This window comes from Bradyrhizobium betae, from assembly GCF_008932115.1.
Classification (GTDB): Bacteria; Pseudomonadota; Alphaproteobacteria; order Rhizobiales; family Xanthobacteraceae; genus Bradyrhizobium; species Bradyrhizobium betae.
This window is the reverse complement of sequence record NZ_CP044543.1, coordinates 4827319-4853829: the sequence shown is the minus strand read 5'-3', so window position 1 is coordinate 4853829 and position 26511 is coordinate 4827319. Positions and strand designations below refer to the sequence as shown.

The 26511-nt window shown below is 65.3% G+C and carries 19 protein-coding genes and 2 pseudogenes; 9 read left to right on the top strand and 12 right to left on the bottom strand.

Going from position 1 to position 26511, the window contains the following annotated elements:
• Window positions 1–717 precede the first annotated feature (717 nt).
• The 3 genes from F8237_RS23200 to F8237_RS23190 all read right to left on the bottom strand — a co-directional run bounded on the left by F8237_RS23200 (window position 718) and on the right by F8237_RS23190 (window position 4060).
• A complete protein-coding gene (locus tag F8237_RS23200; RefSeq protein WP_151648236.1) occupies window positions 718–2364 on the bottom strand; it encodes a GMC family oxidoreductase in 1647 nt (548 codons plus the stop codon).
• Between the two features lie 17 nt (window positions 2365–2381).
• A complete protein-coding gene (locus F8237_RS23195) occupies window positions 2382–2975 on the bottom strand; it encodes a GNAT family N-acetyltransferase (RefSeq protein ID WP_151648234.1) in 594 nt (197 codons plus the stop codon).
• A 158-nt stretch (window positions 2976–3133) separates the two neighbouring features.
• Window positions 3134–4060: an SMP-30/gluconolactonase/LRE family protein gene (locus tag F8237_RS23190; RefSeq protein ID WP_151648232.1), complete on the bottom strand. Its 927-nt coding sequence runs from the start codon at window positions 4058–4060 to the stop codon at window positions 3134–3136.
• Between the two features lie 209 nt (window positions 4061–4269).
• On the opposite strand from F8237_RS23190, the pseudogene F8237_RS23185 reads away from it, so the two are divergent.
• Window positions 4270–5372: pseudogene (locus tag F8237_RS23185) on the top strand (mandelate racemase/muconate lactonizing enzyme family protein).
• A gap of 9 nt (window positions 5373–5381) precedes the next feature.
• Here F8237_RS23185 and F8237_RS23180 read toward each other — a convergent pair.
• The gene (locus F8237_RS23180; RefSeq protein WP_151648230.1) at window positions 5382–5738 is read right to left on the bottom strand and encodes a hypothetical protein; all 357 of its coding nucleotides are present in this window, start codon (window positions 5736–5738) and stop codon (window positions 5382–5384) included.
• A gap of 209 nt (window positions 5739–5947) precedes the next feature.
• On the opposite strand from F8237_RS23180, the gene F8237_RS23175 reads away from it, so the two are divergent.
• Window positions 5948–6172, top strand: a complete 225-nt coding sequence (locus tag F8237_RS23175) for a hypothetical protein (protein WP_151648228.1) — start codon at window positions 5948–5950, stop codon at window positions 6170–6172.
• 279 nt (window positions 6173–6451) lie between these two features.
• Here the strand turns inward: F8237_RS23175 and F8237_RS23170 are convergent, their stop codons facing one another.
• Window positions 6452–7108 carry a glutathione S-transferase family protein gene (locus F8237_RS23170; RefSeq protein WP_151648226.1) on the bottom strand — a complete coding sequence of 219 codons (657 nt, stop codon included), beginning with the start codon at window positions 7106–7108 and terminating at the stop codon, window positions 6452–6454.
• Between the two features lie 169 nt (window positions 7109–7277).
• On the opposite strand from F8237_RS23170, the gene F8237_RS23165 reads away from it, so the two are divergent.
• A complete protein-coding gene (locus tag F8237_RS23165; RefSeq protein WP_151648223.1) occupies window positions 7278–8501 on the top strand; it encodes a polyhydroxyalkanoate depolymerase in 1224 nt (407 codons plus the stop codon).
• A gap of 18 nt (window positions 8502–8519) precedes the next feature.
• Here F8237_RS23165 and F8237_RS23160 read toward each other — a convergent pair whose 3' ends face one another.
• From F8237_RS23160 to F8237_RS23135, 6 genes are read right to left on the bottom strand one after another with little or no spacing between them, the layout of a single operon-like run.
• The gene (locus tag F8237_RS23160) at window positions 8520–10388 is read right to left on the bottom strand and encodes an ABC transporter ATP-binding protein (RefSeq protein WP_201280143.1); all 1869 of its coding nucleotides are present in this window, start codon (window positions 10386–10388) and stop codon (window positions 8520–8522) included.
• 8 nt (window positions 10389–10396) lie between these two features.
• Window positions 10397–11323 (bottom strand): 2-hydroxyacid dehydrogenase, encoded by a 927-nt coding sequence (locus tag F8237_RS23155; RefSeq protein ID WP_151648222.1) that lies wholly within the window; start codon window positions 11321–11323, stop codon window positions 10397–10399.
• A 7-nt stretch (window positions 11324–11330) separates the two neighbouring features.
• The gene (locus F8237_RS23150; RefSeq protein ID WP_151648220.1) at window positions 11331–12659 is read right to left on the bottom strand and encodes an NAD(P)/FAD-dependent oxidoreductase; all 1329 of its coding nucleotides are present in this window, start codon (window positions 12657–12659) and stop codon (window positions 11331–11333) included.
• Window positions 12660–12714: 55 nt separating this feature from the next.
• Window positions 12715–13590: an ABC transporter permease gene (locus F8237_RS23145; protein WP_151648218.1), complete on the bottom strand. Its 876-nt coding sequence runs from the start codon at window positions 13588–13590 to the stop codon at window positions 12715–12717.
• Between the two features lie 3 nt (window positions 13591–13593).
• Window positions 13594–14544, bottom strand: coding sequence for an ABC transporter permease (locus F8237_RS23140; protein WP_151648216.1), 951 nt, complete (start codon window positions 14542–14544; stop codon window positions 13594–13596).
• Window positions 14545–14571: 27 nt separating this feature from the next.
• Window positions 14572–16260: a peptide ABC transporter substrate-binding protein gene (locus F8237_RS23135; protein WP_151648214.1), complete on the bottom strand. Its 1689-nt coding sequence runs from the start codon at window positions 16258–16260 to the stop codon at window positions 14572–14574.
• Between the two features lie 219 nt (window positions 16261–16479).
• On the opposite strand from F8237_RS23135, the gene F8237_RS23130 reads away from it, so the two are divergent.
• From F8237_RS23130 to F8237_RS23115, 4 genes are all read left to right on the top strand, one after another.
• Window positions 16480–17112, top strand: coding sequence for a cupin domain-containing protein (locus F8237_RS23130; RefSeq protein ID WP_151648212.1), 633 nt, complete (start codon window positions 16480–16482; stop codon window positions 17110–17112).
• A gap of 119 nt (window positions 17113–17231) precedes the next feature.
• Complete coding sequence (locus tag F8237_RS23125) at window positions 17232–19073, top strand: ATP-binding protein (RefSeq protein ID WP_151648210.1); 1842 nt, start codon at window positions 17232–17234, stop codon at window positions 19071–19073.
• A gap of 76 nt (window positions 19074–19149) precedes the next feature.
• Window positions 19150–19599, top strand: a complete 450-nt coding sequence (locus F8237_RS23120) for a cupin domain-containing protein (RefSeq protein ID WP_151648208.1) — start codon at window positions 19150–19152, stop codon at window positions 19597–19599.
• A gap of 43 nt (window positions 19600–19642) precedes the next feature.
• Window positions 19643–20713, top strand: coding sequence for a hypothetical protein (locus tag F8237_RS23115; RefSeq protein ID WP_151648206.1), 1071 nt, complete (start codon window positions 19643–19645; stop codon window positions 20711–20713).
• 8 nt (window positions 20714–20721) lie between these two features.
• Here F8237_RS23115 and F8237_RS23110 read toward each other — a convergent pair.
• A pseudogene (locus F8237_RS23110) lies at window positions 20722–21470 on the bottom strand (transporter substrate-binding domain-containing protein).
• A 296-nt stretch (window positions 21471–21766) separates the two neighbouring features.
• On the opposite strand from F8237_RS23110, the gene F8237_RS23105 reads away from it, so the two are divergent.
• Both F8237_RS23105 and F8237_RS23100 read left to right on the top strand, forming a co-directional pair.
• Window positions 21767–22960, top strand: coding sequence for an efflux RND transporter periplasmic adaptor subunit (locus F8237_RS23105; protein WP_151648204.1), 1194 nt, complete (start codon window positions 21767–21769; stop codon window positions 22958–22960).
• A gap of 12 nt (window positions 22961–22972) precedes the next feature.
• Window positions 22973–26131: an efflux RND transporter permease subunit gene (locus tag F8237_RS23100; protein WP_151648202.1), complete on the top strand. Its 3159-nt coding sequence runs from the start codon at window positions 22973–22975 to the stop codon at window positions 26129–26131.
• The last annotated feature ends 380 nt before the right edge of the window (window positions 26132–26511 follow it).

Here is a 26511-nt window from a genome sequence, read left to right as displayed (position 1 = left end):
TGGATCGTCCGGTCAAGCCGGACGATGACAGCGAGTGCGTAGTTGCAGACACGCCTTCGCAGCCTCGCGGCGCATGTCGCCCGAGCTTTGCTCTCTCCTTCACGCCCCAAAAGAAAGAGGGCGCAGGGAAGGCCGGGTGCCGGCTTGGCACCCACGGTCCGCTGTGCGCGTGTAGCGCAAAAGGAATTGCACAGCGGCATACAGGTGCGGCCGAACGCCCGGCCTTCCCTGCGCGATGGTCGGACGGCTTATGCCGTGCTCTCCCGGGAGCCGAACTTTCCTTCTGGCCTCCCTCGCCTCGCGAATTGACGATGCCGTCTGCCCGGTTGGGCTCGCGCACATCTCCGCAAAGGCTTGACCGTAGCAACGACGGCCAGGACCACACGGTTTTGCCGTACGCAGCTCATCCGGCTTCGCCAGGAGGCTTCGCCGGACTTCAGCGCCGCTCGTCCGCACGAAGCCTCGGGCTCACAGGGACTACCCGCCCTGCCCACGCCTCTCGCGCACGACGCTGCCGCGTCCACCGCAACCCGGCCCGCGTTTCGAACGACTCGCGAACCGCCCCTCTTCGTGGGCCGGGCTGCCTGGATGTATGCCGCAATTCCGAATTTCGGTAAAGTGGAATATTTTTGCGCGGAGGGGTTGACGGGATGCGGGGTGTTTTGCCCGACGGGACACGTCAACTCAATTCCAGGGCCCACCCTACGCAGCCGTGCCTCACGCCACCGCGGCGTCCGGGATGCGCGCGGCTTCCATCGGCGCCTTGCCGCGGATGAGGTCGGAGGCGCGGTCGGCGATCATCATGGTCGAGGCGTTGAGGTTCGCCGAGATCATGCGTGGCATCACCGAGGCGTCGATGACGCGCAGGCCCTCCAGCCCGTGGACGCGGAGCTGGTCGTCGACCACGGCCCAGTTCGAATCCGCCGGGCCCATGCGGCAGGTGCAGCCGGGGTGGAAGGTGGTGGTGCCGCGTTCGGTGGCGGCGGCGAGGAATTCGTCGTCGGTGTTGATGTTGGGGCCGGGGAAATCCTCGTAGGCGTAATAGGGCGACAGCGGCACGCTCTTCAGCAATCGCCGCGCGAGCTTCATGCCGCCGACGATGACGCGGCGATCGAGCTCGGCGTCGAGGTAGTTGGTCTGGATGATCGGCGGCGCGAACGGATCCTTCGAGCGGATGCGGACATAGCCGCGGCTTTCGGGGCGCTGCTGCCAGGAGGCCACCGTCATGCCGGGCTCGTCCTCGAGCTGGCCCTGCACGCCTTCCTTGTAGCTCGCCGGCGTGAAGGTGAGTTGCAGGTCGGAGCTATCGGCGCTCTCGCCGGAATGCCAGAAGCAATAGACCATGGTCGGCGACAGCGAGAGCAGGCCTTTGCGCGCGGTCGCCCATTTCAGCGCCTCGATCCACAGCGAGAAGCCACGACGAAGCTCGTTGATGGTCTTGATGTCCTTGACGCGCGCCACCGTGCGGGGGGCGTAGTGATCCTGCAGGCCTTCGCCGACCGGCAGCGCATGGCGCACGGCGATGCCGTGGGCGCCGAGCAGATCGGGCGAGCCGATGCCGGAGAGCTGCAGCAGCTGCGGCGAATTATAGGTGCCGCCGGAGAGGATGACTTCCTTGTTGGCGCGCACTTCCACCGGGGTGCCGCCGCGACCGCCCTTCATGTAGCGCACGCCGACGGCGCGCTTGCCCTCGAAGATGATCTCGGTGGCGTGCGCATGGGTGTGCACATGCACGTTGGGCCGCTTCATCGCGGGCTTGAGGAACGCGGTCGAGCCGGACACGCGCAGGCCCTTGTCGATGGTACGCTGGCAGTAGGAGACGCCTTCCTGCTTGGCGCCGTTGTAGTCGGGGTTGCGCGGGATGCCGAGCGAGACCGCACCTTCCATGAAGGCCTCGCAGAGCGGATCGCGCCACTCCATCGTCGTGACGGTGAGATTGCCGTCGCGGCCGCGGAACGTGTTGTCGCCCTCGCCGACCCGCTTCTCCAAACGCTTGAAGTAAGGCAGCACGTCGGCATAGCCCCAGCCACGATTACCCATCTGCGCCCAGGTGTCGAAATCCATCCGCTGGCCGCGATTGTAGATGTGGCCGTTGATCGAGGACGAACCGCCGAGCGTCTTGCCGCGCGGCGCATAGATGCTGCGCCCGCCGGTCCAGGGCCCGACCTCCTGCTGGTAGGCCCAGTTGATGCTCTTCATGTGGAAAGTCTTGATGAAGCCCGCCGGCAGATGGATGTAGGGATGCCAGTCGCTCGGTCCCGCCTCCAGCACGCAGACGCTGGTGCCCGGATCTTCGCTCAGCCGGCTGGTGAGCACGCAACCGGCCGAACCCGCGCCGACGATCACATAATCAAATCTGTCCATGGTGCCTCGGCCGCCGCTCAGCGCGGCTTTTCGTTGAGTTGATAATTCAAATGCGTTCGCACCGTCGGCCATTCGGCGGCGGTGATGCTGTAGACAACGGTGTCGCGCAGCGTGCCGTTCGGCGCGACCTGGTGGCTGCGCAGGATGCCGTCCTGCTTGGCGCCGAGGCGCTCGATGGCATTGCGGCTCTGGTGATTGAAGAAGTGGGTGCGGAATTCCACCGCGATACAGTTCAGCGTCTCGAAGGCATGCGTAAGCAGCAGCAGCTTGCACTGGGTGTTGAGCGGGCCGCGCTGCGCGCTCTTGCCGTACCAGGTAGAGCCGATCTCGACCCGGCGGTTGGCGGCATCGATGTTCATGTAGGTGGTCTGTCCGACGATCTTGCCGCCGGCGTCGAACACGGTGAACGGCAGCATCGAGCCCGCGGCCTGCAGGCCGAGGCGTCGGTCGATCTCCTTGGCGACGTTCTCCGGCGTTGGGATCAGGGTGTACCAGATCTTGTAGATCTCGCCATCCTTCACGGCTTCCACCAGCCCCTCGTGATGCGCTTTCGACAGCGGCTCGAGACGGGCGTGCTGTCCACGCAGGGTGATAGGATCAGGCCAGGGCATTTCCCACTCCATAATGACTGCTGTCATTCCGGGGCGACGCGAAGCGGCGAGCCCGGAATCCACAACCACCGCCTGGGGTTATGGATTCCGGGCCTGCGTGCTGGCGCACGCATCCCGGAATGACGACGGATGTATTGGCACGGCTCGTCCAGTTACATTCACTTGTTCAGAAAATTCAACGGCAAACCGCCGCGCGGCCAGTCCATGGCGATCAGCTCGCCCTTGCCCGACAGCGTGATGTAGGCGGTCTTCAGTTCGGGGCCGCCGAAGGCGATGTTGGTGGTGACGCGGTCGCCGGTCGGGACCTGCTCGACCAGCGTCCCGTCGGGCGCGATCACCGAGATGCAGCCGGAGACGAGGGTGGCGACGCAGACATTGCCGTTTGCTTCCACCGCGAGCGAGTCGAACATCTGGTAGCCGCCGAGGCCGCAGATCGGCTTGCCGCGCTCGCCGCGATAGATCACGTCGCGCGGCTTGAGCGTACCGGGCGCGGAAAGCTCATAGGCCCAGAGCCGGCCCGTCGGCGTCTCCGCGATGTAGACAATGCTCTCGTCCGGCGAGAGCCCGATACCGTTCGCCGGCAAGATGCCGTGCACGACCTCGACGATCTCCGTCATGCCGGGCTTGAGGTAATACATGCCGCCGACGTCCATCTCGCGGGCGCGACGCTTGCCGAGATCGGAGAACCAGAGGCCGCCGTGCTTGTCGAACACCAGGTCGTTCGGCCCGCGCAGATCGTGCTCGCCGCATTTGGTCACGACGGTCTCGACCTTGCCGGATTGCAGATCGACGCGCTGGATCGAGCCGCCGAGATAATCGTCGGGCTGCGGGCCCGGCATGATCATGTTGCGGGTCGGAATCCAGGAGAAGCCGCCATTGTTGCAGAGGTAGATCTTGCCGTCGGGGCCGAGGGCTGCGCCGTTCGGGCCGCCCGGCACCTTGGCGACGATCTCCTTGCGGCCGTCAGGATAGATGCGGGTCAGACGCTGGCCGCGGATTTCCACCAGCACCACCGAGCCGTCCGGCATCACCACGGGGCCTTCTGGAAATTCGAGGTCGGTGGCGAGAACACGAACGTTGGACATGAAGACCCTCCCGGCTGCTTGTTATGGCTTGCGCGGGATGTCCGGCACGGGCCCGCACGCAAGATTTGCCTGCGGTTATGACAAAACAGGTCCGCCTTGCCAAGCAAGCGGGCAGGTATGCCAGCGTTGCGCCGCCCCCCCTACTGGCAACGCCCTCGCATTCGCGGCTACACTCGGCGAAACCGCTCACCAGAAAGAGGAACCGCGTCATGGAAATCACCGATGTGCGGGCGCACCATATCCGCATTCCCTACGACGCCGGTGTCGCGAGCTTTCGCCAGGGCGCGTCCGCGATCTCCGCGCTCGACATGGTGCTGGTCGAAGTCACGACCGATGCCGGGCTGACAGGCTGGGGGATGCCTTCGCCTACGTCTGCCCCCGCACCACGCGCAGCGCCGTCGAGGAAATGATCGCGCCGCAAGCCCGCGGGCTGAAGGTGCCTGACGCCGCCGGCATTCCCGCGACCATGGAGCAGATCCAGCGCAATCTGCACCTGTTCGGCCGCTACGGCATCACCATGTTCGCGATCTCCGGCCTCGACATCGCGCTGTGGGACCTCGCAGCGAAGATCGAGGGCGTGCCGCTGCATCGCCTGCTTGGCGAGACCCGACGTTCGAATATTCCCGCTTATGCGAGCCTGCTGCGGATCGGATCGCCGGAGAACATCGCCGGCGAATGCAGAAAGGCCATGGCGCTCGGCTATGGCGCGATCAAGCTGCATGAGACCACGACACCCGCGATATTTGCCGCACGCGAGGCGATCGGCCCCAATATTCCGCTGATGGTCGACATGAATTGTCCGCTGACCGGCGAGCAGGCGATCGCGTTCGCAAAAGCGTGCAAGGACGCGCAGCCGATGTTTTTAGAGGAGCCGGTCTGGCCGCCAGAAGATTTTACTGCGCTCGCCGAGGTCCGCAGCAAGGGCGGGCTCGACATCGCCGCAGGCGAGAACGCATGCACGGAATATCAATTCCGCCAGATGATGAACGCGGGGGCGGTGAGCCACGCCCAGCCATCGGTGATCAAGGTCGGCGGCATCACGGAGTTTCTGAAGGTTGCATCGCTTGCCGATCAGCTCGGAGTAAAAATCGTCCCGCATTCCCCGTATTTCGGCCCCGGCCTGCTCGCGACGCTTCATCTGCTGGCGGGGCGGGACGACGGGCTCGTCGAGATGTTCTATCTCAAGCGCGAAGCCTGTCTCTGGGGCGGCCGGGCCGATGTCGATTCCACCGGCCATGTCGCGGTGCCGACAGGACCAGGGCTCGGCTACGAACCGGATCGCGGCGTGATGGAGCGCTATCGCGTCGCGTGATCGCCGCGCCTATTTCGCCGCATCCTTGGGCGGCGGCGCGTCCTGCTTCTTCTTGACGTCCTCCGCGATCTTCACTTGAGCGGCCTGGAGGTCGCTCACGGTCTTCTGCAGCGCGGCGACGCCGGTCTTCAACGCGTCGATCTGGCGATTGGCAGCATCGATCTTCTGCTGGTGATCGAGCGTCAATTTGGTGATCGTCTTCTGGAGAAAATCGACGTTGCTCTGCAGGCAGCTCGTGCGCCGCTCCATCGTCTTCTCGACGGTGCAGATCTCGATGCCGGGCACGTCCTGCGCGCGGGCCGGCGCGGCGGCCTGCGTGGCGAACAGCAACATCGCGATACAAACGCCGGCGTTTCGAAGCAGCATGCAGGTTCCTCGTCCAATCGATCACGGCAAATTGCGCTTTTTGCGCGCCGCGCGGCGAGGCTACCACACTCGCACCGCATTCTCGCGTTGAGCTTGGTGTGTTCCCTCGAATGATCCTTGGGACGGGATTCTTGGGACGGGGCGCAGTGAACCGTACGCGGAGGAAGTGGGCGCTCCTTCCGCGGCTTTGATTAGGGGAGATTTTTGCGATGGCTACGCGCGATAGACGTCTGGCGGAATTCGATGGCGCCGGAGAACCGCCACCTGGCCTGCCGGTCGAGGTGCTGTGCGAGGATCACAGCGGAACGTATCAACTGCCGTTCGCCTGCCGCTATGTCGAGGGCCGCTGGCAGAACCACGCCGCCGGCGTGCCCGTGGAGGCTACCGTCATCGGCTGGCGCGTGCCGCGCGTGAAGCATTCGGGCGTCGCCTGACCGCCGGTTCTGTTCCAAAATGCAACGGGGCCGCGCGCCGCCTTAACCTTCGGAACGCGGCCCGAACGAATCACGTCCGAATCAGCCGAATCGCCCTGTTCCCGGCTGTTCACGGCTAGATGTCGCAATGAGCCCGTGCACGGATACAACATCTGCGCGGTGTAGAGGCAGGCTGGCCCCGGCGACCGGCGCCAAACGTTAACGACTTCATCGATATGGCCGCCCAGTGCGGCGGCTCAGGCTCCGCCACGGAAACAGGCAGGGCGGCGCCCGCCCTGCCTAATATTCGACCTCGAGCTCCTCGATCTCGGCCGGTTCGTCCTTCGCCGCTGCGATCCATTCCTGCATCTCGGGCATCGCCATGATGGTGTCGGCATAGGCCTTCAGTTTTGGCTCGAGCTTGACGTCATAGGTGACGAAGCGCGTTACCACGGGCGCGTACATCGCATCCGCCATGGTGCGCTTGGCGCCGAACAGGAACGGGCCGCCGGACTTCTCCAGGCAATCGCGCCAGATGAACCAGACGCGGTCGATGTCCGCCTGCGCGCGCGACCAGATCTTGAAGCCGGGGAAGTGCCCCTTCAGATTGACCGGCAGCGAGGCGCGCAGGGTGGTGAAGCCGGAATGGATTTCGCCGCAGATCGAGCGGCAATGGGCGCGCTGGACGCGATCGGCCGGCAATAGCCCGGCATCCGGCATCGCCTCGTTGAGATATTCGCCGATCGCCAGCGTGTCCCAGACCGTGGCGCCGTCGTGCCGCAGGCACGGCACCAGGATCGACGAGGACAGCAGCAGGATCTCGGCGCGCGCCGACGCGTCGTCCGGCGCGGTCACGGTCTCCTCGAAATCGAGCCCGGAAAATTTCGTCAGCAGCCAGCCACGCAGCGACCAGGACGAGTAGTTCTTGCTGCTGATGGTCAGTGTCGCCTTCGCCATGTGGCCCTTCCCTCACGCCTGATACTGGCACCCTGCCCGGCTCGCGGCGTGCCCATGCTCTGTGCTTCCCGCGAAAATAGCAGCAAGCGACGTGCCAGTTTTCCGGGCGGTTTGACTCTTGTTTAGCTTCGATATTGCATAGCAGCACGGGACAAACGGGCGCATCAGAATGATGTCGATGAATTATCAGGCGTTTCAGAACCACATGGATTTGACGGCGCCGTTTCGTGTGGGAGCCTCGTCCGCGCTTAAATTCCTTCATCTGGTGCCGCAGGGGACGTCGGATCAGGTGTTTGGCCGGCTCTCGGCCGCGCTGGAGATGATCTCGCGCTCCACCCTCACCTATCACCGCCCGGCCTATGGCATCGACAGCGTCATGGTGGGTAACCGCGAAGTCGCGGTCACCGAAGAGATCGCTTACGCCACCCCGTTCGGTTCGCTGTTGCATTTCAAGAAGGAAGGCGTGGGCGAGCAGCCGCGCATGCTGCTGGTGGCGCCGATGTCCGGCCACTTCGCAACGTTGCTGCGCGGCACCACGAAAACGCTGCTGCAGGATCACGACGTCTACATCACCGACTGGCACAATCCGCGCGACATTCCGCGCAGCGAGGGCCGCTTCGGGCTCGAAGACTACACCGAGCATCTGATCGACTTCCTCGGCCAGCTCGGCCCGCGCCCGCACATGGTCGCGATCTGCCAGCCATCGGTCTCGGCGCTCGCCGCCGCCGCGATCATGTGCGAGGGCAATCATCCCTCGCGGCCGGCGACGCTGACGCTGATGGCGGGGCCGATCGACACGCGAATCCAGCCGACCAGGGTCAACGAGTTCGCCAAGAGCAGGCCGATCGACTGGTTCGAGCAGAACCTCATCAACTACGTGCCGATGCAGTGCCGCGGCGCGTTCCGGAAGGTCTATCCCGGCTTCGTGCAGCTCACCGCGTTCGTCTCGATGAACCTCGAGCGCCACATCAAGCAGCACATGGATCTCGCCAACCACATCGCCAAGGGCGAGAAGGAGAAGGCCGCGACCATCAAGACCTTCTACGACGAGTATTTCGCGGTGATGGATCTGCCCGCGGAATTCTACATCGAGACCGTGCGCGACGTGTTCCAGGAGCACCTGCTGCCGCAGGGCAAGCTGATGCACCGCGGACGTCCCGTCGACACCAAGGCTGTCGGTCGGATGGGCCTGATGACGGTGGAGGGCGAAAAGGACGACATCTGCTCGATCGGCCAGACGCTCGCGGCACAGGACCTCTGCACCGGCGTGCGCGCCTATCGCCGCGTCCACCACATGCAGGCCGGCGTCGGCCATTACGGCGTGTTCTCCGGCAAGCGCTGGAACAACGAGATCTACCCGCTGCTGCGGGATTTCGTGCACGTGAATTCGTGAGGGCGCCGCGCGTCCTCCTCAGCCCGACCATTCCTCGCCCCAGACCTGGACGACGTGGCCGGGCGAGACTTCGCGATATTGCCGCACCGGCGGCTGATAATCGGGCGCGCGCACCGGGCTTCTGATCTCGTCGTTCGCGACCCCGCGCTTGGTGGCGCGGCGTGACGGATCAGGCACCGGCACCGCGGCCATCAGCTTCTTGGTGTAGGGATGCTGCGGATTGCCGAACACGGCCGCGCGCGGGCCGGTCTCGACGATCTCGCCGAGATACATCACCGCGACGCGATGGCTCATGCGCTCGACCACCGCGATGTCGTGGGAAATGAAGAGATAGGCGAGGCCCATGCTGGCCTGAAGGTCCAGCATCAGATTGACGACCTGCGCCTTGACCGAGACGTCGAGCGCAGAGACCGCTTCGTCCGCGACGATCAGCTTGGGTCCGAGCGCGAGCGCGCGCGCGATGCAGATGCGCTGGCGCTGGCCGCCGGAGAACTCGTGCGGGAAGCGCGCCGCCATGTCGGCGGTCAGGCCGACACGCACGAGCAGGTCGGAGACCTTGTCGCGCGCCTGCGACGCCGAGGCGAGCCCGTTGGCGAGCAGGGGCGCTGCGATCGCCGTTCCCACCGACATGCGCGGATTGAGGCTCGCGAACGGATCCTGGAACACGATCTGCATCTGCTTGCGACAATCGCGCAGGGTGCGACCGCTCATGGCGAGCACATCCTGGCCGTCGATCAGAACCGTCCCGCTGTCAGGTTCGATCAGCTTGAGGATGGAGCGGCCCGTGGTCGACTTGCCGCAGCCGGATTCTCCGACAAGCGCCAGTGTCTCGCCGGCGCGCAAGGTGAAGGAGATGTTCTCGACCGCGTGCACCCGGCCCGAGACTTTTCCGAACAATCCCGAGCGGATCGGAAAGCGCGTGGTGAGATTGGCAACTTCGAGCAGCGGCCGTTCGGCGATCGAGACCGTATCCGGTGTCTCGGTCGGCTCGTCCGAGGTCCCCGTCACCTTGTCGACGATCGGAAACCGCATCGGCCGCGAATGTCCGCCCATCGAGCCGAGCCGCGGCACGGCCGCGAGCAGCGAACGCGTGTAGGGATGCGAGGGCGCCGCGAAGATGCGCGAGGTCGCGTCGGTCTCCACCGCCTGCCCGCCATACATCACCACGGTTCGATCGGCGATCTCGGCGACCACGCCCATGTCGTGGGTGATGAAGAGGATCGACATCCCCTCCTCCTGCTGAAGCTCCTTCAGCAGTTCCAGGATCTGGGCCTGGATGGTGACGTCGAGTGCCGTGGTCGGCTCGTCCGCGATCAGGAGCTTCGGCTTGCAGGCCAGCGCCATCGCGATCATCACGCGCTGGCGCATGCCGCCGGAGAAACGATGCGGATGCTCGTGAAAGCGCGACTTCGCCGCGGGGATGCGGACGCGATCGAGCAGGCGGATGGTCTCCGCCTCCGCCGCCGCCCGCGACAGGCCGCGATGCTGGATCAGCGCTTCGGCGATCTGGAAGCCGATGGTGAGCACCGGATTGAGGCTCGTCATCGGCTCCTGAAAGATCATGGCGACGTCGTTGCCGCGAATGTCCGTCATATCAGCTTCGGGCAGCGACAGCAGGTCGCGGCCGGCGAGCGTGACGCGGCCCTCGACGCGGCCGATGTCCTTCGGAATGAGCCGCATGATCGAGAGCGCCGTGACGCTCTTACCGGAGCCCGATTCGCCGACGATGGCCACCGTCTCCCCGGCCGCGACGTCGAACGACACGTTGCGGACGACCGGAATCCATCGCCGCTCGATCATGAAGGAGGTGACGAGGCCGGCGACCGACAGCACGGGCCCCTGGTTTGCGGCAGCGGCTTGATCAGGTCCTCTTGCGGCGGTGCTCATGCGAATCCCTAGTAGCCCCGCGTCCGATCGACGCGCCCGGGCAGCGCTTCGCCGCGGCGGTAGCGTGCGATGACGTCGAGCACGTAATCGACGGCGGTGTCCGGCGTGGTCATGCTGGCGTTGTGCGGCGTCAGCAGGATGCGCGGATGGCTCCAGAACGGATGACCGGCGGGCAGCGGCTCGGGATCGGTGACGTCGAGAATGGCACCGGACAGCGCGCCGCTATCGAGGGCCGCGAGGAAATCGGCTTCGACCAGATGCGGGCCACGCCCGACATTGACCAGCGAAGCGCCGCGCGGCAGGCGCGCGAACAGATTGGCGTTGAGGATGCCGCGGGTTTCGTCGGTCAGCGGCAGCAGGCAGACCAGGATGTCCGCCTGCGCGAGGAATTCCGGCAAGGCGTCCGCGCCCGCGTAACAGGTGACGCCCTCGATCTCGCGCGGCGAGCGATTCCAGCCGGCAAGCGGAAAGCCGAACGCCTTGAGGCGTTCGAGCGCGGCCTGGCCGAGCTGGCCGAGCCCCATCACACCCACGCGCCGCCGCTTCGCCGGCGTGATCCGGATCTCGCGCCAGACCTGCTCCTTCTGCTGGGCCATGAAGTGCAAGAGATCGCGATGCAGGGCGAGCACGGACATGGTGACGTATTCCACCATGGTCTCGGCAATACCCGGCTCCAGCATGCGCACGAGCGGAATGTGCGTCGGAACCTTCGTGGCATCGAACTGATCGACGCCGGCGCCGACCGAGAACACCAGCTCGAGATTGGGAAAGGTCGTCGCGATGTCATCAGGCGGCACCCACGCCACGAGATAACGGATGTCGGCGGGATCGCCGATGTCGGGCCAGAGCCGGAACGGCAGCTCGGGCGCGCGCTCGGCGAAGAAGGTCGCCCATTCCGCGCCGCGAACCATGTTGGCCTTGTAGAGAACGCTCATGCCGCCCTCAGAACGGGCTGACCGGCGCGAGCCGCCGGCCGTCAATCATGCGCTTGTGGCTGTAAGGCTCGGGATCGACCAGCGGCGTCGAGCCGGTGACGATGTCGGCGGCGAGCTTGCCGGCGGCAGGACCGATGCCGAAACCATGGCCGGAAAAGCCGGTCGCGAGGAAGAAGCCGGGCAAGGCGTCGACCGGCGAGATCACCGGAATGGTGTCGGGCGTGCAGTCGATGGTGCCGCCCCACGCTTCCGCGATCTCGATGTCCTTCAATTCGGGATTCGCCTTGATCAGCGCGGCCAGCGCCGAATTGACCAGCGACATGTCGGGCGCGGGATCGCGCACGCGCTCGGTCTCGAACGGCGACGGCTTGTCGAGGCTCCAGCTGGTGCCGCGAACGAGCTGGTCGAAGAAGGACTTGCCGAACGACATCTTCAATCCGTTGCGGCGATGCAGATAGGTCGGCCAGAACGTCCGCGCATAGCGAAACAGATCGGGCGACAGCTCGACCGTGCCGCGGTTGCGCAGCGCCAGCGTGAAGCCGCCGTCGAGACGGCGGCGGATGCAGTAGAAATCGGTGCCGAGCGCGCCCGAGGTGATCTCCGGTCCCGGCGTGGTCCGGCACGCGGTGGCATTGACGAGTCCGATCGGCAGCTCGATGCCATGGCGCCGGCAGAACAACGACGACCACGCGCCACCCGACAGCAGCACGGACTGGGTACGAATGGTGCCCTTCTCGGTGACGACGGCGCTGACGCGCCCGCCTGACGTCTCCAGCCCGCGCGCGGCGCAGCCCTGGTGGATGGTGACGCCGTGCTTGCGCGCGGCGGTCGCGAGCGCGGGCACAGCCATCGACGGCTCGGCGCGTCCGTCGCTCGGCGTATGCAGGCCGCCGGCCCATTCGTCGGTATTGCCGGGCATGCGCTCGGCGACCTCGGCCGGCGTCAGCACGGTGGAATGAACCTGCTCCTCGCGCGCCATTGCCGCCCAGCGCTCCCAGCTCGCGAGCTCGTCCTTGCTCTTGGTCAGGAACAGCACGCCGGTGCGGCGGAAGCCGGCATCGACACCGGCGTCGTTCTGCATGTCCTCCCACAGCCGCAGCGCCTCGCGCGCCAGCGGAATTTCCTCGCGCGCGCGCCCCTGCTGGCGGCACCAGCCCCAGTTGCGGCTGGACTGCTCGCCGCCGACATGGCCCTTCTCGATCAGCGCGACGGACTGGCCCTTCTTCGCCAGATGATAGGCCGCGGAGACACCGATCACGCCGCCGCCGATGACGACGACATCCACCTGCGCCGGCAGGCGTTCATCGCTGTTTATACGGTTGAGCGGCGGGGACATGAGGCACTCCTAAACTTCAGTTCGACCGAGACCTTGCTCGTCATGAGTTTGCAGATCATGGGATGTTCATGCGCGGATCGAGCGCGTCGCGCAGGCCGTCGCCGAGGAAGTTGAAGCTGGTCACCGCCAGCGTGATGGCGAGGCCCGGGGCGATCGCGAGCCAGGGCGCGCTGGTGAGATAGATCTGGGCGTTGTTGAGCATGTTGCCCCAGCTCGCGGCCGGCGGCTGGATGCCGTAACCGAGATAGCTGACATAGGATTCGAGCAGGATCGCTTTCGCCACGTTCAGCGTCGCCGCAACCACAATCGGCGCCATCGCATTGGGCACCAGCTCGCGGAACATGATGCGCAGGTTCGACGAGCCGAAGGCAAGCGCGGCGACCGCGAATTCGCGCTCGCGCAGCGAGCGAACCTGGGCTTCGACGACGCGCGCCACGGCCATCCACGCGGTGGCCGCGATCAGCACGGTCGTGGTGACGAGGCCGGGCTCGGTGAGCGCCGCCAGCGCGAGCAGCAGAAAGATCGTCGGGAAACACAATACGGCATCGACCAGGCGCATCAGGACCGCGCCGACCACGCCGCCATAGAAGCCGGCGAAGGCGCCGACGGCGATGCCCACCGCCATCGCGATCACCATCGCGACGATGCCGATCGAGAGCGAAACGCGCCCGCCCATCATCAGCCGCGCCAGCACGTCGCGGCCAAGCTCGTCCGTGCCGAGGATATGCGCGCCCGACAGCGGCGGCGCGAACCGCTTCATGATGTCGATATAGGTGTCGTCGAACGGCAGCAGATAGGGGCCAAGCGCCGAGCCGAGGATGAGCACCAGAATGATCACCGCGCCGGCGAGCGCGAGCCGATGCCGGCGGAATCGCCGCCAGGCGGCCTGGCCGGGCGCGAGCGGAACGGTGGAGAGGGTCGCAGTCGTCATCGCCTAGCCCACCCGGATGCGCGGATCGACGACGGCATAGAGGATGTCGGCAAGCAGCGAGCCGATCAGCACCATGGTCGCCGAAAACATCAGGATGCCCATCACCACGGGATAGTCGCGATACCCGATGGAATCGAGGAACAGGCGGCCCATGCCGGGCCAGGTGAACACGGTTTCGGCAACCAGCGCGCCGCCGAGCAGCGTCGGAAACTGCAGGCCGGCCACCGTGATCATCGGCAGCAGCGCGTTGCGCAGCGCGTGCACGGTGAGGATGCGCCATTCCGGCATGCCCTTGGCGCGCGCGGTGCGGATGTAATCCTGGTTGATGACCTCGAGCATCGAGGAGCGCATGAAGCGGCCCCACATCGCGGTCTCGACCAGCGCCAGCACCAGCGACGGCGCGATCAGATGATGCAGGAGGTCGAGAAAGGAGCCGTCGCCGACGGTCTCGCGGTTGCCCGCCGGCAGCCAGCCCAGCTTCACCGAGAAGACGTAGATGGTGACGAGGCCGAACCAGAAGGTCGGGATCGAGAGCGCAACCATGGCGCCGATGGTGGCGAGCGTGTCGAACAGCGAATAACGGCGCAGTGCACCGAGGATGCCGATCCAGCAACCGAGCAGCACCGCGATGATGGTCGTCGTCGCCATCAGCTCCAGCGTGGCACCAAGATGCGACGAGATCACCGCCAGCACCGGCTCGCCGTCGCGGTACGACTTGCCCCAGTCGCCCTTCAGCATGCGACCGAACCAGTCGAGATACTGGATCGGCAGCGGGCGATCGAGGCCAAGCTGCTTCGTGACGCGGTCGAGATCCTCCTGCGTCATCTGCGCCGAGGCCGCGAATTGCGACAGCGGGCCGCCCGGTGCCAGATGCAGGATGGCGAAGCCGATCGCGGAGACGATCACGAGCAGCATGATCGCCTGCGCCAGGCGATTGGCGACGTAACGGGCCATCTCAGGCGATCCAGCGTGCCCGAGACATCAGGCCCAGTACCATTCGCGGATATTCCAGCAGTTGATGGAGGTGTTGATGTTGGGACGGAAGCCCTGCAGCCCTTCCTTCACGCCTTCGGCGATGAAGCCCTGGAACAGCGGCAGGATCGCAAGGTCGTTGCGGATCAGCTTCTGCAGATCGCCGTAGGTCGTCTTGCGCTGCGCGATGTCGAACTGCCTGGCACCTTCGGCCAGCAGACGATCGGCCTCGGGGCTCTTGTACTGATAGGTGTTGTAGCCGCGGCCGCCCTTGGCGGGAATAGCGCCCGAGCCGAAGCGCGGCGTCACATCGGGGTCGCTGCCGAGCATGAAGTTCACGTTCACCAGCACCGAGTTGAACTTCGACTGCTGCCAGAAGTCGCCCCAGATCACGGCGGCGGGCATGTTGTTGACGCGCATCGCGGCGCCGATCGCGCGCCAGTCCTGCATCAGGAGCTGCTGGGTCTGCTCGCGAACGGCATTGCCTGACGTGGTCGAGTTGGTGAATTCGAGCTTGACGCCGCCCTTCTCGCGAACGCCGCCGGAGCCACGCGTCCATCCGGCCGCATCGAGCAGCGCGTTGGCCTTGGCCGGATCGTATTTGTGCTGCGGCAGCCCCTGCTGGAACGACCACGCCTGCTGCGGCACGAAGCTCTCGGTCTGCGTCGGCAGTCCGTAATTCAGCGCGTCGATGATCGCCTGCTTGTTGATGGCGAGGTACAGCGCCTCGCGCACAGTGCGGTCGGCGAAGGGGCCGAACTCGAGGTTGGGCGCGATGTGTTCGACCGATGACGTCGCAGAGACGAAGATCTTGCGGCCCTTCAGCGTCTTCGCTTCCTGCACGAAGTTCGGCAGGATGCCCTGCAGGCCGGTGTAGTCGACCTGCCCGGTGCGGAACTGGGTATAGAGAACGGTGAGATCCGGAATGTATTTGAAGACCACGCGTTCAACGTAGGGTCCCTTGCCGTGGTAGCCGGCATGGGCGTTCAACTGAATGTGGTCGCCGGGCACGCGCTCGCCCCAACGGAACGGTCCGGTACCGACCGGCGCGTTGTGGAACGGCGAGGCGTTGGGATCCGACAGCTTCTCCAGGATGTGCTTGGGCACAATGAAGGTGAGCGACAGGATCGACATGTAGGGCGAATAGGGCGCTTCCATCCGCCAGTGGATCTCGTCCGCCGCGACGACCTTGATGTCCTTGACGAGGTTGTGGCCGACACGGTTGCGGACGCGGAAATCGGGATTGTTGATCAGCTCGAGCGAGAACTTGACGTCCTCGGCCGTGAACGGCGTGCCGTCGTGCCACTTCACGTCGCTGCGAAGCTTGATCTTCCAGGTCAGGCCGTCCGCCGACAGGCCGCCATTCTCGACCGTCGGGACCTCGCGCGCCAGATCTGGAACGAACTTGCCGTCGGGCTCGATGAACCAGAGCGGCGAGAACACCTGCCACCAGATGCCCTGGTCGACCTCGATGCCGGGCATCAAGGGATGAAAGACGGTCGGCTCCTGCGACAGCGCGGCAATCACCTGCCCGCGCGGCTTGTCCGGCGGATTTGAGGGACGCTCGGTCTGCGCGAACGCGTTGCCTGAAAGTCTCCATCCTGCCGCGGCGCCGGCGCCGAGCTGGAAGAATTGTCGGCGATTCGGAATGCCGAGATGCAGTGCTCCAACGCCGAACCTGCCGGTGTCGTCTGCCATGACCACTCTCCGTTTTCGCACGCGGCACCGTCTCCCGCGCCCCCGAAACCCCGGCAAAGGGACAGGAGTGGGCTTTAGTGCTTCTAAATTTTTCCGTCAAAAGTTCATCATGACTAAATACAGCTGTCAATCACATTGCTAGGATGCGCGACGTTTTCACTCCGACTGACGCTGCGGACCGACACGGTCCGGGGCTGTGGCAATGCATGGGAGAGCGACATGGATGGTCGCGGCGATACCAACCGTCCGAAGGACGCCCCGGTGATCGAGGCCGACGATGCGGTCGACCAGCGCCTCGGCGAAACCGTGCGGCTGCTGCGCCAGCGCGCCGGCCTTTCGATCCAGGACGTCGCCACCAAGACCGGCCTCTCCAACGGCATGATCAGCCAGCTCGAACGTGCACGCGCCATGCCATCGATCCGCACGCTGCGCCTGCTCAGCATCGCGCTCGAGGTGCCGATATCCTATTTCTTCGAGACCAGCGATCCCAGCGACGTCCAGCGCTACATCGTGCGCAAGAACAGCCGGCGCCTGCTGCGGCTCACCGCTAGCGGCGTCGTCAAGGAGGCGCTGACGCCGGAAGGCGAAGGCCAGCTCGAACTGTACGAACTCACGCTCAATCCCGGCGCCTCCTCCGGCACGGATTTTTTGCAGCACACCGGCGAGAAGGCCGGCTACATCCTGTCCGGCAGCCTGCGGCTGTGGCTCGACAACCAGGCCCATCTGCTCGAAGCCGGCGACAGCTTTCGTTTTCCGAGCATCGTGCCCCACATGTTCGACAACCCGACCCAGCAGCCATCGCGCGTGATCTGGGTGACGACGTTGCGCCAGACCGATTCGCCGACGGGCTAGCCGCCGCCTTCCTAGAGTACCGCAAATTGACCCTCGACGCAGCCGCGACGAGTCTGTAGCTCACATGATGCCGGACTCTTCGACAGGGCGGCCGCGGCTGCCGTCTTTGGTGTGAGACCATGAAACTCAGGAGGCTTCTGACACTCGCGATGGCCGCGCAGGTCATCGTGACCGCTGTGGCTCTCCTCGCTTCCTATGCCGTGACCGGCGCCGGCTTCGGCATGCCAGAGATCATCGCCCTGATCGCAAGCGGCGCCGTCGCGGTGCTGCTCGCGCGGTTCTGCGCGCGCAGGATCGAGACGTCACAGCAAAAACAAGCCGCGGCGCAACTTGCCGAGCAGGCGCAGGCCAGCGCCCAAATGACGCAAGCCGTGATCAAGACCGCGCTCGATGCCTTCGTTCAGACCGACGCGAACGGTATCGTCCTGGAGTGGAGCTTTCAGGCCGAGGCCCTGACCGGATGGACGCGGCAGGAGGCACTCGGCACCGACGCCGTCGACCTGCTCGTCGCCGAGCCGCTCCGTGACGGCTTTCGGCAACGCATGATGCGGCTGCTGCCGGAGCTGTCGAACACGCCGATCGGCATCCGCTTCGAAGCGACCCTGCTGCACCGGGAGGGCGACGAAATCCTGATCGAGGCATCGAGCACCGCGCTTCAGATTGGCGGGCGCACCGTCATCAACAGTTTCGTCAAGGACGTCACCCAGAAGCGCGCCGCCGAGGAGCAGTTGATCCAGGCGCAGAAGATGGAGGCGGTCGGCCAGCTCACCGGCGGCATCGCGCACGAATTCAACAACATGCTCACCGTGATCACGGGTACGATCGAGATCCTCGCCGACGCCGTGAAGGACAACCCGCCGCTTGCGACCATCACCAAGCTGATCAGCGAGGCCGCCGACCGCGGCGCCGCGCTGACGTCGAGCCTGCTCTCCTTTGCGCGCAAGCAGGCGCTGCAGCCGGCCGAGATCGACGTCAACGACCTGCTGGAAGAGCTGGCGAAGCTGCTGCTGGCGACCTTCGACAAGAACATCGAGATCGTGACCAGGCTCGACGGCAAGATCTGGCTGGCCTTCGCCGACCGCGGCCAGTTGAGCTCGGCCCTGCTCAACCTTGCGATCAACGCCCGCGACGCGATGCTGGACGGCGGCAGGCTGACGCTGGCGACGCGCAACGTCGTGTTCGGCGTGCGCGAGGCCGTCGCGGTCGGTGCCGGCTATGCCGGCGACTATGTCGAGATCGAGATCGCCGACACCGGCACAGGGATTCCCCAGGCGATCCTCGAGCGGATCTTCGACCCGTTCTTCTCGACCAAGGACGTCGGCAAGGGCACCGGCCTCGGCCTCAGCATGGTGTTCGGTTTCGTCAAGCAGTCCGGCGGCGGCATCAAGGTCAACTCCACCGAAGGCCGCGGCACGACATTCACGATCTATTTGCCGAAGGCCGAGACCAGTACGCTTCGCCCGGCTGGTTATGACGAGCGCAAGGTCGTGGGCGGGACGGAAACCATCCTTTGCGTCGAGGACGACCGCGACGTCCGTCAGTTCGTCACGGTCCAGCTCCAAAGCCTCGGCTACAAGGTCATCCCCGCCGCCAACGCGGCCGAAGCACTTGCCATCGCGGGCGCAGGCACGCCGTTCGACCTGCTCTTCACCGACATCGTGATGGCCGGCGCCCTGAATGGACGCGAGCTCGCCGACGAGATGGTGGCCATGCGCCCCTCTTTGCGTGTCCTGTTCACCTCGGGCTATGCCCACGACGCCCCGCACGGGCCGGGACACGTCACCATGGGCGCGCCGCTGCTGCCAAAGCCCTACCGCAAGGCCGAGCTCGCGCGCATGCTGCGCCGCTCTCTCGACACCGCCGTCGATGCCGCCGGCGATCCGATCCCGACGCCCTATTCGGTGCAGGCCGACGTCGAAGACTTCTTGCACAAGCACTCCTCCGATCTCGACGGGCGTTGACGCGCGTCTGACGGATGGACTCCGCAGCTCCGCTGGGCAAAACTCCGCGCCAGCAAAATTCCAATGGAGGCAAGCCATGACTGCACTCGAAAAGGGCATCACCGCGAACGGCACGGGCTATGGCGGCAAGAGCTGGAACATCCTCGGCCAGGTCTATTTCCCCAAGGCCGTCACCGACTCCACCTTCGCGTTCGAGACCAACAGCGAGCCCGGCCAGTTCGTGCCGGTGCACGTCCATCCGACCCAGGACGAATTCATCCTGGTGCAGGAAGGCACGCTCGACCTCAAGCTCGACGGCGTGTGGGTCAAGGCCCATGCCGGCGACCTCGTGCGCCTGCCGCGCGGCATCCCGCACGGCTATTTCAACAAGTCCGACAAGCCGGCCCGCGCGCTGTTCTGGGTCTCGCCGATGCAGAAGCTGGAAGCGCTGTTCACCCAGCTCGACAATCTGACCGACCCCGCCGAGGTCGTGCGCATCTCGGCGCTGCACGAGGTCGACTTCCTGCCGCCGGAGGCCAACGACTAGGCTACGATCTCCCGACGAACGAATCGTTCGGGGAGAACCGGCCATGCGTGCACGCCGTCATGCCATCGCAGCTGTCGCGGCGCTTGGACTGATACTCTCGTTCGCCGTGAGCCAGGCGCAAACGCCCACGGCAAAGCAATCGGAAGCGCTTGCGGCCTACGAGCGTGCGCTCGGCGATTTCAAATCCATCCTCGCCGAGCGGCGCAAGCAGATCGAGGCCAGGCAGAAGCTGCCGAACCTGCCGGGCCAGGCGATCTATCTCGCCCGCGTCGCCGTGATCAGCAGCTACAAGGACCTCACCGACGCGATGCCGTCGCGGATCGGCAGGCCCAACAAGTTCGAGATCCCGCCGGCCTATTTCGATGCCGACATCGAGCCGCTGATCGACGAGTACGGCAAGCTGTTCGATATCATGGAGGCGCCGCCGGCCGATGCGCAGAACTCGGCGACGCCGTTCAAGGACGTCGTCGATCTCGCGGTCGCGATCGCGCGTGCCAAGGGGCTTACACCTGACCACGCCGAAGCTGCGGGCCGCATCAGTCTCGGGCTGTTCTTCGCGGAAACCAACGGCAAGCAGAATGTCCACAACGGCCGCTCGAACACCTATATGGGCAGCTTCCAGACCGGCCCCTCCGAAGACCGCAACGGCCGCAGGAAGTGGGAGGCGATCAAACCAGTGATCGCAGCGGCCAATCCCGCACTGAGCGCGCGCGACGACAAGGAAGAGGCGCGCGCCCGCGGCACCGACCACCGCTTCAACCACTGGACCAATGTGCGCGACGGTCTGATGAACGCACATGCGGAGATCTTCCGGGAGATCCCGGGAATCGTGAAGACGCTGCCCGATCCGATCGACCAGATGAAGCTGTTCGAGCTGATCCAGATCGTGCCCACCCCGACGCGGTCCGCGCTCAGATCGGGCGACCTGCTGAACTACCGCGTATCCAGCCCCACGATCATGAAGCACCTGCGCAACAACAGCATCTTCGCGTTCGGACAGGCCGACCGGGCGCGCAGCTCGGCCAGCTTCCGCGATATCCTCGCCGCGATGTGGCTGTTCAACCGCAAGTTCGAGCGGGCGATGGCGACATATGCGGAGATCAAGCCGCGCTGACGGCCGCCCTACTCGGTGCGGATCGGCGTGTCCTTCAGCCCGTTATTGTCATAGGCCTTGCGCAAGGTGCCGTTCGTCGTCGCGTCCGTCATGAACTTCGTGGCGAAGGCCAGCGACTGGTTGTGGCCGAGCGGGACGGCGATGGCCGTCACGGTCTTCTTGAAGGTCTCGTCCAGCACCTTGGTGCCCGGAATCTTCTGCGCCATCTTGTTCAGCTGGTCGCGTGACAATGCGAAGGCATCGACCTCGCCGTTTTCAGGAGACCGAAGATTTCGTCATAGGTCTGATAACCCGTGACTGTCGCATTCTTCAGATGCGCGATCGCGCCGCGCATGGTCGTCGTGGCGTTGACGGCGGCGACCTTGATGCCGGGCTGGTCGAGCGAGGCGAAATTGGTGACGTTGGAGCCCGGCTTGACGATATAGGTGGCGTCGGCGACCTCGTAGATCGGGCCGAACAGCATTTTGGTCTCGCGCTCGGGATCCCTGGGCAGCCAGGTGACGTCCCAAGCACCTTTTTCAAGAGCCCCCTTGCCGGCCGCGTCGGTGATCTGCCCGGAATTCTGGTGCACGACATATTCGACTGATACGCCGAGCTGCGCGGCCATCTCCTTGCCGAGATCGACGGGAACGCCGGCATAGCCGGCTTCGGTCTTGGTCGACCAGAACGCCCCGCCCGCCGGGCTGATCGCGATCGCGACCCGCAGCTTGCCGGTCGGCGCGATCTCGTCCTTCAGGCCATCGGCTAGCGCAGGCATGGCGACCGCCGCTGCGAGAACGAGGCCGGCAAGGGCCGATTGGAGGGGCGTGGATTGGAAGGACTTGGACATGTCATGTTCTCCTCACCTTTTCTTCTTGCTTCTTATCTTGCGGCCTTTGACGCAATACTGGTCGATCGTGCGCGCGATGAAAAGCGGTTTGTCATGACAAACCCGTCAAAGGACATAGCGCCGTTTGCAGTGCAAGGTCTGTGACTGCCATGGCTATGGTGTTCCACGGCCCCGTATTTGTTGGTAGCCTGCCATACCGACAGACCGCAATCGGGGGCCACTGAATGACGCGCGCGAATCCCGCATCTCTCGCACATTGCAATGGAGAGTGGAGACAGATCGGGCGGGCGCTGACCGTCCTGGCGGCAATGGCCCTGCTCGCCGGCTGCGAAGACAAGAACACCTTCGTGGCGCCGCCCCCGCCCAAGGTCGACGTCGCGACGCCGGTGCAGCGCGCTGTGACGCGCTATGTCGAGGCCACTGGCAACACCGCGCCGATCCAGAATGTCGACCTGGTGGCGCGCGTGCAGGGCTTCCTGCAGTCGATCGACTACCAGGACGGCACCTTCGTCAAGCAGGGCACCCAGCTGTTCACGATCGAGCCCGAGACCTACAAGCTGAAGCTCGAGCAGGCGCAGGCGGCGGAAGCCGGCGCGCAGGCCTCGCTCCGGCAGGCGGAAGCCGACTTCAAGCGACAGAGCGATCTGGTACAGCGCCAGGCGGTGTCGCAGGCCACCCTCGACAGCTCGACGTCGACCCGCGACAACGCCCAGGCCAACCTCCAGCAGGCCCAGGCCAACACGAAGCTCGCGGAGGTCAATTACGGCTACACCAAAGTGAGCGCGCCGTTCGACGGCGTCGTCAGCGCGCACATGGTCTCGATCGGCGAGCTCGTCGGCGTCGCCTCGCCGACCCAGCTCGCGACCATCGTCGCGATGGACCCGATCTATGTGAACTTCACCATCAACGAGCAGGACGTGTTGCGCATCCGCGCCGAGGCGGTCCGACGCGGGCTCACCACCGCGGACCTCAAGCAATTTCCCATTCAGGTCGGCCTCCAGACCGAGAGCGGTTATCCGCACGAAGGCCACCTCGACTATGTCTCGCCGACCATCAACCAGTCGACCGGCACGCTGGCGGTGCGCGGCCTCGTGCCCAACGACAAGCGGGTGCTCCTGCCCGGCTATTTCGTCCGCGTCCGCGTGCCCTTCAGCCAGGAGAAGGACTCCCTCCTCGTCCCCGACACCGCGCTCGGCAGCGACCAGGGCGGCCGCTATCTGCTGGTCGTCAACGGCGACAACGTGGTCGAGCAGCGCAAGGTGCAGATCGGTCCCGTCGACAACGGGCTGCGCGTGATCGAGAGCGGCCTGAAGCCGGACGACCGCGTGGTGATCGCGGGTCTGCTGCGGGTGATCCCGGGCCAGAAGATCGACCCGCAAGCAACGAAGATCAGCCAGCCGCAAGCGTCTGCCAAGTAGGAGCGGCCGGTCATGATCTCAAAATTCTTCATCGAGCGGCCGGTCCTCTCGAACGTCATCGCGCTCCTGATGATCCTGATCGGCGGCGTCGCGCTGTTCAATCTGGCTATCGCGCAATATCCCGACGTGGTGCCGCCGACGGTGCAGGTCACAACGCGCTATCCCGGCGCCAGCGCCAAGACCGTGATCGACACAGTTGCCTTGCCGATCGAGCAACAGGTCAACGGCGTCGAGGACATGCTCTACATGCAGTCCTACAGCGCCTCCGACGGCACCTATACGCTGACCGTGACCTTCAAGATCGGCACCGACCTGAACTTCGCGCAGGTGCTGGTGCAGAACCGCGTCTCCAGCGCGCTGTCGCAATTGCCGCAATCGGTGCAGAACCAGGGCGTCACCGTCCAGAAGAAATCGACCTCGATCCTGCTGTTCGTGACGCTGACCTCGCCGGACTCAAGGTTCGACAGCCTGTACCTGAGCAACTACGCCACCATCAACATCCGCGACGAGCTGTCACGCCTGCCCGGCGTCGGCAACGTCACGGTGTTCGGCGCCGGCCAGTATTCGATGCGGGTGTGGCTCGACCCGAACAAGCTGCAGGTGCGCGGATTGATGCCGCAGGACGTCATCCAGGCTATCCAGCAGCAGAGCCAGCAGGTCTCCGCCGGCCAGATCGGCGCGCCGCCGACGCCGCCGGGCCAGGCGTTCCAGTACACGCTCAACGTCAACGGCCGGCTCGACGACACCAGCCAGTTCGAGAACATCATCGTCAAATCGGGTACCGCCGGCGACGTCACGCGCGTGCGCGACGTCGGCTGGGTCGAATTGGGCGCGCAGACCTACAGCCAGATCTTCTCGCTGAACAAGCAGCCCGCCGTCGGCATCGGCGTCTTCCAGTCGCCCGGCGCCAACGCGCTCCAGGTCGAGCAGGCCGTCGAGAAGAAGATGGTGGAGCTCGCCAAGCGATTCCCCGAAGGCATCAAATACGACACGCCGTTCGACACCACCAAATTCGTCGAGGCCTCGGTGCACGAGGTCTACATGACGCTGATCGAGGCCGGCCTCCTGGTGCTGGTCGTGATCCTGGTGTTCCTGCAGGACTGGCGCGCGATGCTGGTGCCGGCAACGACGGTGCCCGTCACCATCATCGGCGCCTTCGCCGCGATGGCGGCGCTCGGCTTCACCATCAACATGTCGACGCTGTTTGCGATCGTGCTCGCAATCGGCATCGTGGTCGACGACGCCATCGTCGTGGTCGAAGGCGCCGCCCACAACATCGAGCAGGGCATGAACGGCCACGACGCCGCGATCCGGGCGATGGACCAGCTGTTCGCGCCGATCGTCGGCATCACGCTGGTGCTGATCTCGGTGTTCTTGCCGGCCTCGTTCCTCGCCGGCCTGACGGGCCGCATCTACTCGCAATTCGCGCTGGTGATCGCGGCGACCGCGCTTCTGTCCGCCATCAACGCGGCGACCCTGAAGCCGACGCAATGCGCGCTGTGGCTGCGGCCGACCGTGCCGCCGGAGCAGCGCAACTTCTTCTATCGCGGCTTCAACAACGTCTATAACCGGGTCGAGCGCGGCTACACGCGGCTGATCACCTTCCTGTGCGGACATGCCACGGTGTCGGTCGCGTTCGCACTGGTGCTGATCGTCGCCGGCGGCTACGGCCTGTCGCGGGTGCCGACCGGCTTCCTGCCGATCGAAGACCAGGGCTATCTGATCGCGGCCATTCAGCTGCCCGACGGCGCCTCGCTGGAGCGAACCCAGAAGGTGCTCGACCGTGCCAGCGGGATCATCAAGGAGACACCGGGCGTCCAGCAGGTCATCACCATCGCCGGCATCTCCGCGCTCGACAGCAGCGCCAGCCTCGCCAATGCCGGCGTCGCCTACATCATCCTGAAGGACTGGGACGCGCGCAAGGGCCCCGGCGAGGATCTGCGCTCGCTGGTGTATGGACTGAACGACAAGCTCGCCGTCATCATGGAGGCCCGCACCATCGTGCTGCCGCCGCCGCCGATCCAGGGCATCGGCAACGCCGCCGGCTTCTCGATGCAGGTCGAACTGCGCGACGGCAACAGCGATTTCGCCAAGCTGCAGGCGATCACCGGCGCGGTGGTCAGCAACGGCCAGAGCCAGAGCGCGCTGCAGCGCGTGCAGTCCTCGTTCCGCTCCTCGGTGCCGCAGTTCGACGTCGAGATCGACCGCATCAAGACCCAGACGCTGCACGTGACCACCGACCAGGTATTCTCGGCGCTGTCGACCTATCTCGGCTCGTCCTACGTCAACCAGTTCAACAAGTTCGGCCGCGTCTTCCAGGTCTACACCCAGGCCGATCCGGCCTTCCGCATCACCGAGCGCGACATCGCCAACATGATGGTGCGCAACTCGAACGGCGACATGATCCCGATCGGCACCGTCGCCACGATTACGCCGGCCACCGGCCCGTCGCTGATCAGCCTCTACAATCTCTATCCGTCCTCGACGGTGATCGGCCTGCCGGCGCAGGGCTATTCGTCCGGCCAGTCGCTGAAGCTGATGGAGGAGATCGCGGACAAGACGCTGCCGCCGGGCACCGGCTACGAATGGACCGCGATGTCATATCAGGAGAAGGCGGTCTCGGGCCAGATCTACTGGGTGTTCGGCCTCGCCATGCTGCTGGTCTATCTCGTGCTCGCCGGCCAGTATGAAAGCTGGTACGCGCCGATCTCGGTGATCCTGGCGGTGCCGCTGTCGCTGATCGGGCCGACGCTGATCCTCAACGGCTTGAAGATCGACAACAACCTCTACTGCCAGATCGGCCTGATCCTGCTGATCGCGCTGTCGGCCAAGAACGCCATCCTGATCGTCGAGGTCGGGCTCGAGCTGCACGGCCGCGACGGCAAGCCTGTGCTCGAATCCGCGATCGAGGCGGCACGCGCCCGCTTCCGCCCGATCCTGATGACGTCGTTCGCCTTCATCCTCGGCGTGGCGCCGCTGGTGCTCGCCACCGGCGCCGGCGCCAGCGCCCGCAAGTCGATCGGCATCACGGTGTTCTCGGGCATGCTGGCCTCGACCTGCCTCGCGGTGCTGTTCGTGCCGGCCTTCTTCGTGGTGGTGCAGCGGTTCGAGAACTGGCGCGCGTCGAGGAAGTCGCCGAAGGCGCAGCCGGTGGCGGAGGTGAAGCCGTAGGTTTTTCGCCGCGGTGACGAAGATGCTAGAACAACCCCATGCACAGTAGGGAGGGGTTGAAAAGGCTTGGAAAATTTCGGTCTCACCGAAATGACTTGCGCCGTCGGGCAAAACAGGGGCAGAATGGCATCATCGGCGGCATGCGCAGGGTGCCTCCCCGTCCCCCGTCCTTGCCGTCTCATCCGTCATTCCGAGCGCACAGCGAAGCAATCCAGAGTCCTCCGCGGACAGATTCTGGATTGCTTCGCTGCGCTCGCAATGACGCGTGGAAAAAGCCACGCCGTCTCTCGTCATTCCGGGGCGTCGCGGAGCGACGAGCCCGGAATGACCATGGGGAGACAGTTGCGCGCCTCACGACAATCACCCGTGCCCCGGCTCTG